The following is a 16,365-nucleotide window of genomic DNA, read 5'->3' as shown; positions in this document are numbered from 1 at the left end:
CAGGCGGGGGAAAACGACGATTGTCGCGCATCGGCGAAAAGATGTCGTGGACGTTCATGTCGCGGCGCGGAAGTTAACCCGGCCTTAATCTTTTGACCTCGTTTTTTGAATTTCTTCAGGTTCGAAGGTCTTTAATCGACCACGGCCACCACCGATCCCCCACCCCCAACGTGTGGCGGCCGCCCCGAAAAAAAGAGGAACATTCCCATGAAAAAGGCAGCTCTTGCCCTTGCGGTCTCTTGCGCTTCGTTTGCGGCCATTCCGGCCTTCGCACAGGACAACACGGCCGTGTCCGGCAATTACCAGCCGACCCAGTCGGTCGGTAGCGGCAACTGGTTCATCGGCGCCAACGTCGGTCGCACCAACGGTAGCGACAACGGCGGTTTCGGCAGCAACACCGGCGGTTTCAACTTCCTGAAGGGCGAAAAGGGCCGTCGCACCGGCTACGGCGTCCTCGGCGGCTACCGCTGGAAGGTGGGCCCGGACCTCGGCCTCGGCGTCGAAGCCGGCTACGCCGACCTCGGCAACTACCGCGTCAAGAACGTCTTCGAATCGGATCAGGACGTCAACCAGAAGTCCACGCGCAACGCCCTGCGCGGCTGGATGGTCGGCGTGAACGGCAAGCTCAACCTCGTGCCGGGCTGGTACATCAGCGCGCACGGCGGCTACTTCCGCGCCAACGACAACAACCAGAACTACAACAACAGCGTGGGCCAGGACCTCGGCTTCTCGAGCGGCGGTCGCGCCGACCGCGGCAGCTGGTACGGCGGCATCGGCACCGGCTGGGACGCCACCGAGCACTTCAGCGTGGGTGTCGCGTACGACTACTTCCACGCCGACGCCGGCAAGGTCCGCAACAACGAGACCGGCGAGGTCACGCGTGGCCTGAAGCGCTCCACCGGCATCGTTTCGCTGGCCGGCGAATACCGCTTCTAAGTTAAGAAAAACCCTTCAGCGATCGATTGAGCCACGGTGCCCCCTCACCGTGGCTTAATCGTTTCTTAATACTGAACTGGTCGGTGTTGAATTTATCCCGGCCCGCCCAATCTAAGTGTTCACGCAAGGGCAGACCGGCCCTGCGGCAGCGACGACGGCCTCCCCCACACCCCAGGGCCGCGGCGCCGAAAAGAAAAAAAGCATTCCGGAGATCCACCATGAAGAAGACCCTTATCGCCCTCGCCCTGGTTGCCGCTGGCGCCGTTGCCGCCCCGGCCTTCGCCCAGGAAGCCAACGGTGCCGGCTGGTTCGTCAACGGCAGCGTCGGTCGCACCTCCGTCGACAAGGACCGCTACGACGGCCACGACACCGGTTACGCCCTCAACGGCGGCTACCGCTGGACCGTGAGCCCGTGGGCCGCCCTCGGTGTCGAGGCCGGTTACAACGACCTCGGCAACATCAACGCCAAGAGCTTCTTCAACGGCAACCGCGTGGTCGATCGCCGCAAGTCGGAACTGCATGGCTGGACCGCCGGCGTGAACGGCCACTTCAACATCGATCCGAAGTGGTACATCAGCGGCCGTGCCGGTATCTACGGATGGAAGGGCCACGGCACCGAGAGCGACGACTTCGATCGCCGCAACCTCGACAAGACCAGCTGGTACGCCGGCGCGGGCGTGGGCTACGACTTCTCGAAGAACTGGAGCCTCGGCATCAACTTCGATCACTACGATGCCCGCAAGGATGGTCTGGACCTTTCGACCAACATGACCTCGGTTACGGCGGAATACCGCTTCTGATCGAACCCGCCGGCTTCACCGGCGGCATGAAAAAACCCGGCGCCTCGCGGCGCCGGGTTTTTTCGTGAAGGGAATCAGCCCTTCTTCCAGATGCCCTTGGCGGCCTGGCTGTTTTCCTTGGCACGCTCGACGACGATCTTCTGCGCCGAGGCGAGGTTGCCCTTCTGGTCCTTCGCCCAATTCTCCAGCGCCGCCGACACGAGCGCGCGGCCGTACGAGAAGCTGATCGGCCAGGGGTGCGGGCCGAGCTTGTTGATCTCGTTGAGGTTCTCGGTGGCCTGCTGGTCTTCCTGGCCGCCCGAGAGGAACACGATGCCGGCCACGGCGGCGGGCACGGCGTACTGGAACACGTTGACGGTGGCCTCGGCGATGTCCTCGGCGTCCACCTGGTCTTCCTTCGGCGCGTACTTGCCCGGGATGACCATGCTGACCTTCAGGATCAGGGCCTTGAGTTCGACATTGTTGAGCTCGAGCTGGGCGAACAGGCTCTGCAGGACTTCCTTGTGCACGGCGAAGCTCGTGTCGAGGTCCTGTGTGTTCTCCTTGTCGTCCATCAGGATTTCCGGCTCGACCATCGGGACGAGGCCGGCTTCCTGGCAGAGCGCGGCGTAGCGGGCCAGCGCGTGGGTGTTAGCTTCGACGGCGGCCGAGGTGGGCGTGTCGTCGGTGATCTTGATCACGGCGCGCCACTTGGCGAACTTCGCGCCCAGCTTCGCGTACTCCTGCAGGCGCTCGCGCAGGCCGTCGAGGCCTTCGGTCACCACTTCGCCCGGGAAGCCGGCCAGCGGGTGCGTGCCCTTGTCGACCTTGATGCCCGGGATGATGCCGGCCTGCTCCATCGCCTGGACCATGGTGCGGCCGTCGGCGGTCTTCTGGCGGATCGTTTCGTCGAACAGGATGGCGCCCGAGATGTATTCGCCGAGGCCCGGCGCGGTCAGCAGCATTTCGCGGTACGCGCGGCGGTTCTCTTCATTGTTCTCGAGACCGACAGCCTCGATGCGCTTCTTGATGGTCGAGGCCGATTCGTCGACGGCGATGATGCCCTTGCCGGGTGCCACCATCGCCTGCGCGATCTGTTCGAGGTTTTCGATGCTCATGAGGACTCCATGGAAGTAAGTGGTATGCCCCGCTCTTGCGGCGGGGCCGAAGCAAAAACCGGCGGAGTATAGGGGACGACTCCGCGAAAGCCGTTGTGCGGCGCGATCAAGTGGTCTGGTAGCCCGGCAGCTCGCACTGCTTGAGGATCTTCGCCTTCTGCGCGGGATCGTCCGGCAGGTTGTAGCCGGCGACGTAGTACGTCAGCACGGGATCGCCATTGCGGTTCACGCCCGACGGGCCGTAGCGGAAGTTCTTCACGATGCTGACGCCGACCTGGGCGAGGTCGCCCTCGGGCACGGTCTTCGCGGCGACCACGTTCTGCGGCAGGCCGTTGGAGCCGATCATGAACGTCGTCGCGGTGCAGCCCGGCTGGTTGAGGTTCTTGCCGGTGTTCGGCACGTCGGCGTCGACGCTGGTGTTGGTCAGCGTCCAGTAGTAAGGCAGCCGTTCCGGCGCGACCTTGCGGAAATTCTGCGCGTCGGCGGCGCCGACGGTCAGGAGAAGCGCGGCGGCGATCGCACCGCTGCGGAGGCTGATTCGGATCATGGCGCCCTCGTAGGTAGGTCAGCGCGCCGAGTTTACTCCCGCCGGGGGATGGGGTGCGTGTGAAATCGTGCGGTTGCGATCGGCTCCCACCGCGGAAAGGTGGGAGCCGATCGCATCGGCGATCCCGCGTCAGCGGGCATCGAGCGAGGGACGCGGCCCGTCAGAGGTCGCGCAGGCTATCCGCGATGCCGTCGTCGCCGATCACCAGCAGCTTCAGCGTGTTGGTGCCGCCGCCGCGACCGATGTGGTCGCCGTGGGTCAGGATCACGCGGTCGCCCTTGGTCAGCTTGCCCAGTGCGAACAGGTGCTGGAGCGCGGCGCGCGCGGTGTGCGCCGGGTCGAGGTTGCTCTGCTCGAAGTCCACCGGCTGCACGTCGCGCAGCATCAGCATGCGGCGGCGGGCCACCGCGGACGGCGACATCGCGTAGATGGGCACGGCGAAGCGGTAGCGCGACAGCCACTGCGCCGTCGCGCCGGACTCGGTCAGCGCGACGATCGCGCGGACGCCGACCTGGGCCGCCAGCAGCATCGCGGCGAGCGCGATGGCCTGGTCGGAGCGGTCGAGCGAGTGCGTGCCCGGACGCAGGTCGTCGCGCGGCTCGAACTGGCGCTCGGCACCCAGGCAGATGCGGCGCATGGCGGCCACGGCCTTGTCCGGGTGGGCACCGGCGGCGCTTTCTTCCGAGAGCATCACGGCATCGGTGCCGTCGATCACGGCGTTGGCGACGTCGAGCACTTCCGCGCGCGTCGGGATCGGCGCGCGCACCATCGACTGCAGCATCTGCGTGGCGGTGATCACCGAGCGGTTGCGCATGACCGACTCGCGGATGATCTTCTTCTGCAGGCCCGGCAGCTCGGCATCGCCGATTTCCACGCCGAGGTCGCCACGCGCGACCATGACCACGTCGGAGGCGTCGATGATTTCGCCCAGGACGGGGATGGCATCCGCACGTTCGATCTTCGACACGATGGCGGCGTCGCCACCGGCCTCGCGCAGCAGGCGGCGGGCTTCGTGCAGGTCTTCCGCCGAACGCACGAACGAGACGGCGAGGAAGTCGGCGCCCATTTCGGCGGCGAGCTTGATGTCGTTGCGATCCTTGTCGGACAGCGCGGAGACGCTGAGGCCGCCGCCCTGGCGGTTCAGGCCCTTGCGGTTGGACAGGCGGCCGCCGATCGCGACGCGCGTGTGGATCTCGCTACCGACGACGTCGATGACGGCGAGCGCCACGAGACCGTCGTCGAGCAGCAGGATGTCGCCGGCGACCACGTCGCGCGGCAGGTCGTAATAGCTGACGCCGACGCGGGTCTGGTCGCCCGGGGGCGCGTCCGGACGGCAGTCGAGAACGAAGCTGTCGCCCGGCAGCAGGTCGATCGGACCGTCGACGAACTTCTCGATGCGGATCTTCGGACCCTGCAGGTCGGCCAGGATGCCGACCTCGCGGCCCACCGCGTCGGCCGCGGCGCGCACCGCGTTCGCGCGGGCGCGATGGTCGTCGGGCGTGCCGTGCGAGAGGTTCAGGCGGACGATATCCACGCCCTCCTCGAGGATCTTCTCGAGCATGCCCGGAACGTCGGTGGCGGGTCCGAGGGTGGCTACGATCTTGGTGCGGCGTACCTGGATATCGGTCATCGGTGCTTTCTCTTGGTCTTGAATGCGTGGGGCGCCGGTCAGTCCAGCGTGGTGTTCAGCAGGTCGGCCAGGCGCTTGCCCGCCTCGCGCAGGCGCGTCTCGGCGATCGGAAGGTTGTGCGCCACGTAGGCGTCGTCGATGCGGTGGCTGTCGGGGTAGAAGCCCGGTGCGAGCGTGGCCATGCACGACTCCTCGGCCCACTGGGCGTAAGGGTTGTCGAACGGCGCGATGGGCTTCGGCAGTTTCACCGGACCTTCGGCCGCGAGCCGGTCGGCGTACGCGTTCCATTTGAGGTCGCGCGTGTAGAGCATCTGCGAGTCCCACACACGGTGCAGGTTGGTGCCCTTGCCGTCGAACTGGACCTGGTAGTCGTTGCCACCCTTGTCGTCGCGGCTGCCGCCATGCAGCGGCTGATGCACGTCGCCGACGAAATGGACGACGAACTTCAGCGCTTCGGCGCGCTCCGCGTTGGACTTGTGCCGGTCGCCGAGGATGGCGACGTATTTTTCGAGCCCACCGACGACACAGCGGCCGTCCGGGCAATCGCGCGGCGGCACGTAGTGGCATTTGCCGTCGCGGAAGTCGATGTAATGCAGCGGGCCGGTCGCCTTGCCCAGCGCCTCCTTGCCCGACTCGTTGCGCAGATGGTCGGGCCAGCTGGCGACATCGGCCAGCGAGTCCGCGCCGTCGGCCTGGAGCAGTCGCTCGACCTCCTTGCGGGCCGACGGGTCGAGCTGGCGCCAGGCCAGCTCCGCGACGATGCGGTGCCCGATGTCGCCCCACGCCTGCACGGTGCTGGCGAACGCGGGGATGGCCAGGGCCAGCATGGCGGCGGCGCGGCGCTTGGAGGCGATCTTCATGGGGCGGTAAACGTTTCCGGACGGTCGAACGCCCAAGTGTGCCACAGCGCGCCCCGCCTCCGGACCAGAAATTTAGATCGATCTACCCGCTGCGCGCGTTCACCTTTCCGGGCGGGGCCGGGGCGCGGGAGCAGCCCGCCGCGACGACGATCCGTTATCATCGAGTTTTGTGCCACCCGCCCCTACTTCGTTAGCAATTCCCAACCCGGAGGCTGCACATGACCATCAAGGTCGCCATCAACGGTTACGGCCGCATCGGTCGCAACATCCTGCGCTCGCTCTACGAAGCCAAGAAGAACGGCCAGGACATCCAGATCGTCGCCGTCAACGATCTCGGCAACGCCGAAACCAATGCCCACCTGACCCAGTACGACACGGCCCACGGCCGCTTCCCGGGCGACGTGTCGGTGGACGGTGGCGACCTGATCGTCAACGGCGACCGCATCAAGGTGTTCGCCGAGCGCGATCCGTCGAAGCTGCCCTGGGGCGAGCACGGCGTCGACGTCGTGATGGAGTCGACCGGCTTCTTCACCTCCAAGGCCAAGGCGAGCGCGCACATCGCCGGCGGCGCGAAGAAGGTCATCATCTCCGCCCCGGGCGACAAGGACGTGGACGGCACGTTCGTGATGGGCGTCAACGACGACAAGCTGCACTCGGGCCTGGAAGTCATCTCCAACGCCTCGTGCACCACGAACTGCCTGGCCCCGCTGGCCAAGGTTCTGCACGCGAAGATCGGCATCAAGCACGGCCTGATGACCACGATCCACGCGTACACGAACGACCAGGTGCTGACGGACGTCTACCACTCCGACCTGCGCCGCGCCCGTAGCGCCACGCACAGCCAGATCCCGACCAAGACCGGCGCCGCCGCCGCGGTGGGCCTGGTGCTGCCGGAACTCAACGGCAAGCTCGACGGCTTCGCCATGCGCGTGCCGACGATCAACGTGTCGGTGGTCGACCTGACCTTCACCGCCGAACGCGCGACCACGAAGGAAGAGATCGACGCCGCCATCAACGAAGCCGCCAACGGCTCGCTGAAGGGCATCCTCGCGGTGAACACGCAGCCGCTGGTCTCGATCGACTTCAACCACAACCCGCACTCGTCGATCTACGATTCGACGCAGACGCGCGTCATGGAAGGCACGCTGGTCAAGGTGCTGTCGTGGTACGACAACGAGTGGGGCTTCTCGAACCGCATGCTCGACATGGCCAAGGCGCTCATGTCGGCGAAGTAAGCCGCGCCACAACGCAATAAGTACGGCCACGGGGGGCCCGCAGCGATGCGGGCCCCTCTTTTTTTGCCCGGAGATCACCACCCATGGACCACCGCGCCCTGATGGCCGCATGCCTCGCCATGATGCCGCCCATGACGGCGCTCGCGATGCATTGCACGGCATCGCACCCGACCACCGCCGAGATCGTCGACCGCGGCCTGCTTTCGCCGTCGGCGTCGCCCGGGCAGCGCAAGCGCCTCGCCGACCGCCTGCTCTGCTCCGCTCTCGCCGGCAATCCGTCGAGTCAGGAGCTCGCCGGCGAGCTGTATTTCCAGGGCTCCGCCAGGAAGGGCAACGTGTTACCTCGCGACCTGGACCGCGCCCGCCGCCTGCTGACGGCGGCGGCGAACCGCGGGCGCCGTCACGCGATGCACGATCTCGCGCGCCTCGAACTGGCCGATGGGCACCTTTACGAAGCGGCGATGTGGTCGCGCGTGGAGGTGCAGATACATGGCGCACCGCCCGCGCGCGTCGCGCCGTTGCATGCGCGGATCGCGAGACGCGTCGCGCCCGATGCGCGGCTCGACGCGGACGTCGCGGCGAAGGTGCGCTCGGTGCGCGAAGCCATGGAGGCCGATGCCGCTTTGTAGGAGCGCACCTGGGCGCGATGGCTTTTCGCCGGGAGCATCAGGACCTGCTGCTCCTCGCGAAAAGCCGTCGTACCCGAAGGGCATAAACGCCCAGGTGCGCTCCAACAGGCGATACGTATCAGCCTTGCGCGATGCGCTGCTCGATCGCGCCGAAGATCGAGGCGCCGTTCTGGTCCGTCACCTCGATGCGGACCGTGTCGCCGAAGGCGAGGAACGGCGTCGAGGCCTTGCCGTCGCGCAGCGTTTCCACGGTGCGCTGTTCAGCGAGGCAGGACGCGCCCTTCGCGGTGTCCTGGTTGGCGATCGTGCCCGAACCGACCAGCGTGCCCGCGGTGAGCGGGCGCGTCTTCGCGGCGTGGGCGATCAGCTGGCGACGAAGCGATTGAGAAGGCTTGCATGCGCGGGTTCGGCGAACGGCGGACTGTTGTGCCGTCGGCCGGATGCGATGGAGCCAGGTACGCAGGTTGCGGTGGCATGGTACTGCCATCGAACTGTTCAGCGGAACAAACCTTCGCCACGCGCGGGGGCGAGTTCTGGCCGGTCGGTAGCACGGCCTCCACCGCTTGGTGACGAACTCGTTGGCGTAACCGGCCTGCCAACCGCAGGGAGTGTGCCGCAAATTTTTGCCAACGACGTGCGGTGCATGGCCTCACACGCCAAGGGCTTGCCGACCCGCCATCCTCATAGAACGGGAACGTGGCCGCGCGTGGAAGCGACCATCTGCTGACCGTCGCCAACCGATGTGGCGAGATTCATGCGTACATCCAGCACCACCTGTCCCGCGACGCCTAGCGGGATACGTGGTTGACGGCAAGCGTACCGAATGTACGCCCCCATGCACTGCGAATGGACATGCACCGCTCAGGAAACAGAGCCCGGGAACCACTCAAGCGACACCTCAACCGCGGTGCTCTCAGCGAGGCGGTAGCCAAATATGACAACTTCATGTCAAACACATAACATCAAGAACGTCTTTAACGTGGTCTACAGTGGGGTGATGCATGGGTACACCTGCTTCGGACGATCGAACGCAGCTATTTCCGTCACCCGAGCAAGCTCGGCGAATAGTGACCCGCTTCGCTCTTCACATTGCCACGAGCTTCGCTATCTTGCTCGTCGGCGAGGCAATGTTCAGGGGGCCAGCGGAGGCCTTCAGATGGCTCAATACCTCGACGCCGGCCGCTGCCGTGACCACGGCACTGATCGGGTCCCTACTGTTTGGCCTTCAGTTGATAACTTCATTCATCGGTGCGGCAGCAACTACCGCCGCCGCCTTTTTGGTTCTATCGTTCGCCAACCGGATGAAGGTCGCCCGGCTCGGCACGCCATCGACGCCTACTGATCTCCTTCTCTCGCAGCAATACCTCGACGTGTCCTACATGATGTGGGGACCGCTCGCGTATATCGCTCTCGCGACTTGCCTCGGCCTAGCCGTCCTAGCGATCTGGTGGATCTACGTGCAAGCCAAGCGATCGCGGCGTCGCACGTCATGGTGGCTTACCACCGCACGGGTCATCGTGCTCCTGGCATTGATATCCGTGGTCGTGCTGCCTGATTACAGTTACTACACGGCGAGATTCAGGCAGAGCCCTGTTGCGGATGCGCTCGATGGGTGGGGAATCCACAACCGGAACTTCGATGCGCTGAGTAATGTCCAGCTCAACGGCCAGCTCTTGGCTTTCCTGATGAACATGCGTCCCGCGATGATTCGCCCGCCCAAGGGCTATAGCGACGAAACCGTGCGTGCAGCCCTCCAACAGGGATCCGGAACGGCAGTCGCTGGCGCTGGAGCTCCGCTTCCCGACGTCGTCATCATCATGAGCGAAGCCTTCTGGGATCCGACGAAACTGCGCACAGTCAGATTTGAAGACCCCCTTGTTGATGCCGCAAGAACGACGCAGCGCGGCGCTCTCTTTTCTCCGGTATTCGGGGGTTACACGGCCAACACCGAGTTCGAGGTCCTCAGTGGCGTCTCGAATGCACTTCTGCCTGCAGGAAGCATCCCGTACGTGCAGTACGTAACACGTCCAACGCCTTCGCTTGCCGACGACTTCATCGCAGCAGGATACAGCGCGGTGGCATTGCATCCCTTCGACGGGAAGTTCTGGAACCGCAGACGGGTCTACGGCGACTTCGGATTTCAGACGTTCGAAGATCGTGATGCGTTCGTTCACCGAGACATGACCGGACCCTTCATCAATGATCATGCGCTGGCCGGGGAAATTAACATGACGCTCGAGCAGGGTGACAGGCCTCACTTCATCTTCGCCGTGAGCCTTCAGAGTCATGCTCCGTACACCGGAGGAATGTATCGATACAGCAACAGGGTCGCAGTGCATGACGACGCAAAGGCGCTTAGCAACGATGCAGTGGACCAGCTCAGCACGTACGCATCAGGGGTTCGTGATGCGGTGAGGAGTTTCAACGAGGTCGTCGATCACGCTGAAAAAGCGGGGCGCCCCACCATTGTCCTGATGTTCGGCGACCACCTGCCTGCGCTCGGTGAGGACTACGCGATCTACGTCGATACTGGATACCTCCGAACCAAGAATCCGTCGCACTGGGATGCTTCGGACCAGGAACGTATGCACGTCGTACCATTGCTGGTATGGAACAACACGAGCGCCCGAATCGATCTCTCCGATAGCCCGTTCAGCCCAGTCTATCTGGGCTATAGGGTAAAAAAGATGGCCGGGCTTGGATCGGACCTTGTCGATGACCTGATGCAGCGTACCGCTTCCAGCTGGCCCATTCTTTCGCAGATCTACAGCAAGAATTCATCCGGGATCACTGTACGTGGCATGCCGCATAGTGCATTGACTGACGATTACGCACTAGTCGCCTATGACCTTCTCCTCGGGAAACGGTTTTCCCAGTCCGAAACGGCTGGCGCACCGGCGACGACAAACCATCCCACTCGATAGTTTCATACGCGCTCTGCCGAGCCTCGCGCGACTCCGGCATCAGGGGACCTGAACGACCTGCTCGATCGCGCCGAAGATCGAGGCGCCGTTCTGGTCCGTCACCTCGATGCGGACCGTGTCGCCGAAAGCGAGGAACGGCGTCGAGGCCTTGCCGTCGCGCAGCGTTTCCACGGTGCGCTGTTCAGCGAGGCAGGACGCGCCCTTCGCGGTGTCCTGGTTGGCGATCGTGCCCGAACCGACCAGCGTGCCCGCGGTGAGCGGGCGCGTCTTCGCGGCGTGGGCGATCAGCTGCGCGAAGTCGAACTGCATGTCTACGCCGCATTCGGCTTCGCCGAGCCACTGGCCGTTGATCCACGTGCGCATCGGCAGGTGCAACTTCTCGCCCTGCCACGCGTCGCCGAGCTCGTCGGGCGTGACGAACACCGGCGACAGCGCGGAACGCGGCTTGGACTGCAGAAAACCGAAGCCCTTGGCGAGTTCGCCGGGAATCAGCCCGCGCAGCGACACGTCGTTGACGATGCCGACGAGCTGGATGTGCCCCGCCGCCTCGGCGGGCGCGACGCCCATCGGGACGTCGTCGGTGACGACGAGCACCTCGGCCTCGAGATCGATGCCGTATTCCTCGCTGCGGACGACGACCGGGTCGCGCGGGCCGAGGAAGCCGGCGCTGGTCGCCTGGTACATCAGCGGGTCGGTGTAGAACGACTCGGGCACTTCGGCGCCCCGCGCCTTGCGCACACGCTCGACGTGCGGCAGGTACGCGCTGCCATCGACGAACTCGTACGCGCGCGGCAGCGGTGCCGCCAGCGCCGCGACGTCGAGGTCGAAGATGCCCTGCGTCGTGCCCTCGTCGAGCGCCTCCGACAACGCGTTCAGGCGCGGCGCCAGCGTGTGCCAGTCGTCCAGCGCCGCCTGCAGCGTCGCGGCGATGCCGGTCGCCTTCACGGCGCGGGTGAGGTCGCGGCTGACGACGACGAGCGTGCCGTCGCGGCCGCCTTCCTTGAGCGAAGCGAGTTTCATGCGTTTCCTTTTCGATCAGACGGCGGACGGGTCGAAGTGCTTCTTCAGACCGCGCCAGCATTCGTAGTAGTCGCCCTGCAGCGCCTTCGACTCGAGGGCCTGCCGGCTCGGGCGGATGACCTTGCGTGTTTCGAACATGAACGCCATGGTGCCCACGATGTGATCCGGACGCGAGACGTCCGCGTGCGAGGCCTTCTCGAAACTCGCCGCGTCGGGGCCGTGTCCGCTCATGCAGTTGTGCAGGCTCGAACCGCCGGGAACGAAGCCGCCGGCCTTCGCGTCGTACGCGCCGTCGATCAGCCCCATGAACTCGCTGGCCACGTTGCGATGGAAGTACGGCGGCCGGAACGTGTGCTCGGCCACGAGCCAGCGCGGCGGGAAGATCACGAAATCCATGTTCGCGACGCCGGGCGTATCGCTCGCCGACGTGAGGACTGTGAAGATCGACGGGTCCGGGTGGTCCACCGCGATCGAGCCGATCGTGTTGAAGCGGCGCAGGTCGTATTTGTACGGCGTGTAGTTGCCGTGCCACGCGACCACGTCGAGCGGCGAGTGATCGATCGACGCCTGCCAGAGGTGACCCTGGAACTTGGCGATCAGCGCGAAGTCGCCTTCGAGGTCTTCGTAGGCAGCGACCGGCGCGAGGAAATCGCGCGGGTGCGCGAGTCCGTTGGCGCCGATGGGGCCGAGGTCCGGCAGGTGCAGCGGCGCGCCGAAGTTCTCGGCGACGTAGCCGCGCGCCTCGCCGTCCGGCAGTTCGACCAGGAACCGGATGCCGCGCGGCACGACGGCGATCTCGTACGGCGCGACGTCGAGCACGCCGAGCTCGGTACGGATGCGCAGCCGCCCCTGCTGCGGCACGAGCAGCAGTTCGCCGTCCGCGTCGTAGAAGTAGCGGCCTTCCATCGAACGGTTGGCGACGTACTGGTGGATGCCGATGCCCGCCTGATCGGCGGCGCCGCCGTTACCGCCCATGGTGAACAGGCCATCGAGGAAATCGGTGCCGGCGGGTACCGCGGGCAGCGGGTCCCAGCGCAGCTGGTTCGGGGTGGGCGGTGCTTCGTCGAAGCGGTTGTGGAAGCTCGCATGCGCCAGTTCCGTGAACGGCGAATGCTGCGCGGCAGGCCGGATGCGGTAGAGCCAGCTGCGCAGGTTGCGGTGGCGCGGCGCGGTGAACGCGCTGCCCGAGAGCTGTTCGGCGTAGAGACCCTTCGCCACGCGTTGCGGCGAGTTCTGGCCGGTGGGCAGCACGCCCTCCACCGCTTCGGTGGCGAACTCGTTGGCGAAACCGGTCTGGTAACCGCGGGTATCGTCGGTGTGGGTCATCGGTGGTGTCCTGGTGCGATGGCGACCGGGGTTGTCAGCAAGGTGGGGTGGGAGCGCGCTTGCGCGCGAAGGGAGCTTGCCTCGAGCACCCATTCGCGCGCGAGCGCGCTCCCACCTCGTCATCCGGTCAAAGCACGCCGCGGCGCATCTGGTCGCGTTCGATCGACTCGAACAGCGCCTTGAAGTTGCCGTTGCCGAAGCCCTCGTTGCCCTTGCGCTGGATGATCTCGAAGAAGATCGGGCCGATGTTGTTCTGCGTGAAGATCTGCAGCAGCAGCTTCTTCTTGGTTTCGTCGTCGGCGTCGATCAGCAGCTTGTTCTTCTGCAGGCGCGGGATGTCCTCGCCATGATCCGGCACGCGGATGTCGATCACCTCGTAGTAGGTGTCCGGCGTATCGAGGAACGCCACGTCGAGCGCCCGCATGGCTTCCACCGACGCGTAGATGTCGTCCGTGAACAGCGCGATGTGCTGGATGCCTTCGCCGTTGTACTCGCGCAGGTATTCGTTGATCTGCGACTTCTCGTCCGACGATTCATTGAGCGGGATGCGGACCATGCCGTCCGGCGCCGTCATCGCCTTCGAGACGAGGCCGGTCTTCGCACCCTTGATGTCGAAGTAGCGGATCTCGCGGAAGTTGAACAGGCGCTCGTAGTACTCCGACCACTTCTCCATGTTGCCGAAGTGCAGGTTGTGGGTCAGGTGGTCGATGAAGGTGAGGCCGAAACCCTTCGGATGGCGATCGACGCCCGGGATCCACTCGAACTCGCTCTCGTACACCTCGCCCTTGTCGCCGTAGGTATCCACGAGGTACAGCGCGCAGCCGCCGATGCCCTGGATCGTCGGGACGTCGAGCGCGAGCGTGCCCGGCTTGTTCGTGATCTTCTCGGCGCCGTTGGACAGCGCGGTGGCCTGGACGTCCGTCGCCGGGCGGTTGAAGCGGATGGCGAAGCCGCACGCGCTCGGGCCGTGCTGCGCGACGAAATCGGCGGCGAACGAATCGGGCTCTTCGTTGACGAGGAAGTTGCAGTCGCCCTGGCGGTACAGGGTGACCTTCTTCGTCTTGTGCTTCGCCACCGCGGTGAAGCCCAGCTTCGGGAACAAGGTATGCAGCAGCGCCGGGTCCGGCGCGGCGAACTCGACGAACTCGAAGCCATCGACACCCTGCGGGTTTTCGAACGTGGTGACTTCCATACCGATATTGGGCTGGGCGCTCATGGGCGATACTCCTGGCTGGGGGACGGCTTGCGCCGTCATGATGCCCGTTATAGTTTCACCTGTAACCATTTGCAAGGACCTGTGCAGCATGATTCCCGAAGCCGTACCCGCGCACGCGCCGCTCGAACTGGAGCACTTCCTGCCCTACCGGCTTTCGATCCTGTCGAACACGGTGAGCCAGGGCATCGCGGCGGAGTACGTGGAGCGCTTCCAGCTCAGCATGACCGAGTGGCGCGTCATGACGATCCTCGCGCGCTTTCCGGAGGTCTCGGCCCGTGAAGTGGTGGAGCGGACGGCGATGGACAAGGTCGCGGTGAGCCGCGCCGTGGCCCGGCTGGTCGAGGCGGGCCGGGTCGACCGCGGCACGCACGACGGCGACAAGCGCCGCTCGGTGCTGAAGCTGTCGGACGCCGGCTGGGCGATTCACGACGAAGTGGCGCCATTGGCCCGCGCCCACGAGCGGGAGCTGCTGGCGAAGCTGGACGAGGCCGAACGGGTGCAGCTGGACCGGATCCTGGACAAGCTCCTGGCCTGAGGCGAGCCGGATCGCCGATACGATCGGCTCCCACCCTCCGGTAGCCCGGTCGTCGCGACCGGGGTGCCGGGGAGCGAATGCGGGGCCTTATTTCACCCCGTGCATCAGGCGGTTGATCAGCGGGGCGATCAGGAAGAGCACGATGCCCGCGCCGACGAGGAGCTCGAAGCTGAAGGTGAAGCCCGAGAGCGCCGAGTCCACGGTCATGCCGGTCTCGCCGCTGATGTGGCCCGCAAGCAGGCCCGAGAGGTTGTTGCCGATGGCGGTGGAGAGGAACCAGCCGCCCATGGCGAGGCCGACGACGCGGATCGGCGCCAGCTTGGTCACCATCGACAGGCCGATCGGCGACAGGCACAGCTCGCCGATCGTCTGCAGCACGTAGCACGCCGCCAGCGGCCAGAACGGGATCAGCCCGCGGCCGTCCACCAGGCCCTTCAGCGCGTACATCAGCACCAGGAAGCCCAGCGCGTTGAAGATCAGGCCGAGGCCGAACTTGCGCGGGATCGACGGCTCCTTGCGGAAGCGCGACGACCACGCCCACGCCAGCGCCACGACCGGCGCGAAGACGAGGATCGCGGCGGAGTTCACCGACTGGAACCAGCCGGTGGGGAATTCCCAGCCGAACATCTGGCGGTCCACGATGTTCTGCGCGAGGAAGTTGAACGAGCTGCCGGCCTGCTCGAAGAACATCCAGAACAGCACGTTGAACGTGAAGAGCAGCAGCATCGCCACGACGCGGTGGATCTGGATGCGGTCGTGGCGCACGGCCTCGATCACGAGCATCGCGGCCACGCCGATGAAGAGGATGCCGAGCAACCACGCGATGAAGATCGCGCCCGCCTTCGCCATCAGCAGGTACACGAGCGGAATGGCGACGAGGATGCCGACGATCACGCCGACGAAGCTCTTGCCCTCGTGGCGTTCCGGCGGCGGCACGCCCACGCCCTTCAGCTGCGAACGGCCAAGCAGGAACCAGATGAAGCAGATCACCATGCCGATGCCGGTCGCGGCGAACACGGCCTTGTAGTTCTGCTGCAGCGGCGTATCGGTGATCACGGAAGCGAGCCAGCCCGTGACCAGCGGCGCGAGGAAACCGCCGAGGTTGATGCCCATGTAGAAGATGGTGAAACCGCGATCGCGCCGGTCGTCGCCGACGGGGTAGATCTGGCCCACGAGCGACGAGATGTTCGGTTTGAACAGGCCGTTGCCGACGATCACGGTGGCCAGGCCGGCGAGGAACACCTGTTCGTTCGGCACCATCACCATGAACAGGCCGGCGCCCATCACGGCGGCGCCGAGCAGGATGGAGCGCTGGTAGCCGAGGATCCGGTCGGCGACGTAGCCGCCGAAGATCGCCGAGGCGTAGACGAGCGCGAGATAGGCGCCGTAGGTGCGGCTGGCGTAGCCCTGGCCCGAGGCGTCGCCGTTGAAGAATTCGGCGACGATGTACAGCGTCAGCGCCCAGCGCATGCCGTAGAACGCGAACCGCTCCCAGAACTCGGTCATGAACAGCATCCACAGCGGACGCGGGTGGCCGAGGGTCTGCGGATACTCGGGTACGGGCCGCGCGGCGGCGTGGGCGGTGGCTGTCATGGCTTCCCTTGAAGACG

At 65.5% G+C, this 16,365-nt stretch carries 14 protein-coding genes and 1 pseudogene; 6 read left to right on the top strand and 9 right to left on the bottom strand.

All coding sequences use genetic code 11. The features are described 5' to 3' along the window. Nucleotides 1–207 precede the first annotated feature (207 nt). Both BMW54_RS13390 and BMW54_RS13385 read left to right on the top strand, forming a co-directional pair. The gene (locus BMW54_RS13390; protein ID WP_090056799.1) at nucleotides 208–936 is read left to right on the top strand and encodes an outer membrane protein; all 729 of its coding nucleotides are present in this window, start codon (nucleotides 208–210) and stop codon (nucleotides 934–936) included. A 218-nt stretch (nucleotides 937–1,154) separates the two neighbouring features. Next, nucleotides 1,155–1,736, top strand: coding sequence for a porin family protein (locus tag BMW54_RS13385; RefSeq protein WP_090056797.1), 582 nt, complete (start codon nucleotides 1,155–1,157; stop codon nucleotides 1,734–1,736). Between the two features lie 74 nt (nucleotides 1,737–1,810). Here BMW54_RS13385 and BMW54_RS13380 read toward each other — a convergent pair whose 3' ends face one another. From BMW54_RS13380 to BMW54_RS13365, 4 genes are all read right to left on the bottom strand, one after another. Continuing rightward, entirely contained in the window at nucleotides 1,811–2,833 is a 1,023-nt protein-coding gene (locus tag BMW54_RS13380) for a class I fructose-bisphosphate aldolase (protein ID WP_090056795.1), read from the bottom strand. Between the two features lie 106 nt (nucleotides 2,834–2,939). Beyond that, the gene (locus tag BMW54_RS13375) at nucleotides 2,940–3,380 is read right to left on the bottom strand and encodes a hypothetical protein (protein WP_090056793.1); all 441 of its coding nucleotides are present in this window, start codon (nucleotides 3,378–3,380) and stop codon (nucleotides 2,940–2,942) included. A gap of 160 nt (nucleotides 3,381–3,540) precedes the next feature. Further along, nucleotides 3,541–5,010, bottom strand: a complete 1,470-nt coding sequence (pyk, locus tag BMW54_RS13370; RefSeq protein WP_090056790.1) for a pyruvate kinase — start codon at nucleotides 5,008–5,010, stop codon at nucleotides 3,541–3,543. Nucleotides 5,011–5,048: 38 nt separating this feature from the next. After that, the gene (locus tag BMW54_RS13365; protein ID WP_254779333.1) at nucleotides 5,049–5,870 is read right to left on the bottom strand and encodes a S1/P1 nuclease; all 822 of its coding nucleotides are present in this window, start codon (nucleotides 5,868–5,870) and stop codon (nucleotides 5,049–5,051) included. A gap of 218 nt (nucleotides 5,871–6,088) precedes the next feature. Here BMW54_RS13365 and gap point away from each other — a divergent pair, with 218 nt between their 5' ends. Further along, entirely contained in the window at nucleotides 6,089–7,105 is a 1,017-nt protein-coding gene (gene gap / locus BMW54_RS13360; RefSeq protein WP_090056788.1) for a type I glyceraldehyde-3-phosphate dehydrogenase, read from the top strand. Between the two features lie 83 nt (nucleotides 7,106–7,188). After that, the gene (locus BMW54_RS13355; protein ID WP_090056786.1) at nucleotides 7,189–7,734 is read left to right on the top strand and encodes an SEL1-like repeat protein; all 546 of its coding nucleotides are present in this window, start codon (nucleotides 7,189–7,191) and stop codon (nucleotides 7,732–7,734) included. A gap of 118 nt (nucleotides 7,735–7,852) precedes the next feature. Here the strand turns inward: BMW54_RS13355 and BMW54_RS13350 are convergent. Continuing rightward, nucleotides 7,853–8,104 (bottom strand): annotated as a pseudogene (locus tag BMW54_RS13350) (fumarylacetoacetate hydrolase family protein); the annotation flags it as partial. A gap of 739 nt (nucleotides 8,105–8,843) precedes the next feature. On the opposite strand from BMW54_RS13350, the gene BMW54_RS13345 reads away from it, so the two are divergent. Continuing rightward, nucleotides 8,844–10,658 (top strand): LTA synthase family protein, encoded by a 1,815-nt coding sequence (locus tag BMW54_RS13345; protein ID WP_175472865.1) that lies wholly within the window; start codon nucleotides 8,844–8,846, stop codon nucleotides 10,656–10,658. 39 nt (nucleotides 10,659–10,697) lie between these two features. Here the strand turns inward: BMW54_RS13345 and BMW54_RS13340 are convergent, their stop codons facing one another. The 3 genes from BMW54_RS13340 to hppD all read right to left on the bottom strand — a co-directional run bounded on the left by BMW54_RS13340 (nucleotide 10,698) and on the right by hppD (nucleotide 14,220). Next, nucleotides 10,698–11,678, bottom strand: coding sequence for a fumarylacetoacetate hydrolase family protein (locus BMW54_RS13340; RefSeq protein ID WP_090056780.1), 981 nt, complete (start codon nucleotides 11,676–11,678; stop codon nucleotides 10,698–10,700). Between the two features lie 15 nt (nucleotides 11,679–11,693). Further along, entirely contained in the window at nucleotides 11,694–13,004 is a 1,311-nt protein-coding gene (gene hmgA, locus BMW54_RS13335; RefSeq protein WP_090056777.1) for a homogentisate 1,2-dioxygenase, read from the bottom strand. A gap of 127 nt (nucleotides 13,005–13,131) precedes the next feature. Beyond that, nucleotides 13,132–14,220, bottom strand: a complete 1,089-nt coding sequence (gene hppD / locus BMW54_RS13330; RefSeq protein ID WP_090056776.1) for a 4-hydroxyphenylpyruvate dioxygenase — start codon at nucleotides 14,218–14,220, stop codon at nucleotides 13,132–13,134. 88 nt (nucleotides 14,221–14,308) lie between these two features. Here hppD and BMW54_RS13325 point away from each other — a divergent pair, with 88 nt between their 5' ends. Then, nucleotides 14,309–14,755 carry a MarR family winged helix-turn-helix transcriptional regulator gene (locus BMW54_RS13325; RefSeq protein WP_090056773.1) on the top strand — a complete coding sequence of 149 codons (447 nt, stop codon included), beginning with the start codon at nucleotides 14,309–14,311 and terminating at the stop codon, nucleotides 14,753–14,755. 87 nt (nucleotides 14,756–14,842) lie between these two features. On the opposite strand, the gene BMW54_RS13320 is transcribed toward BMW54_RS13325, so the two are convergent. Then, nucleotides 14,843–16,348 carry a peptide MFS transporter gene (locus tag BMW54_RS13320; RefSeq protein WP_090056770.1) on the bottom strand — a complete coding sequence of 502 codons (1,506 nt, stop codon included), beginning with the start codon at nucleotides 16,346–16,348 and terminating at the stop codon, nucleotides 14,843–14,845. Nucleotides 16,349–16,365 lie beyond the last annotated feature (17 nt).

It is taken from the genome of Luteibacter sp. 329MFSha (assembly GCF_900111665.1).
GTDB lineage: Bacteria > Pseudomonadota > Gammaproteobacteria > Xanthomonadales > Rhodanobacteraceae > Luteibacter.
The sequence above is the reverse complement of the archived record's forward strand: the minus strand, read 5'-3'. Positions and strand labels throughout refer to the sequence as shown.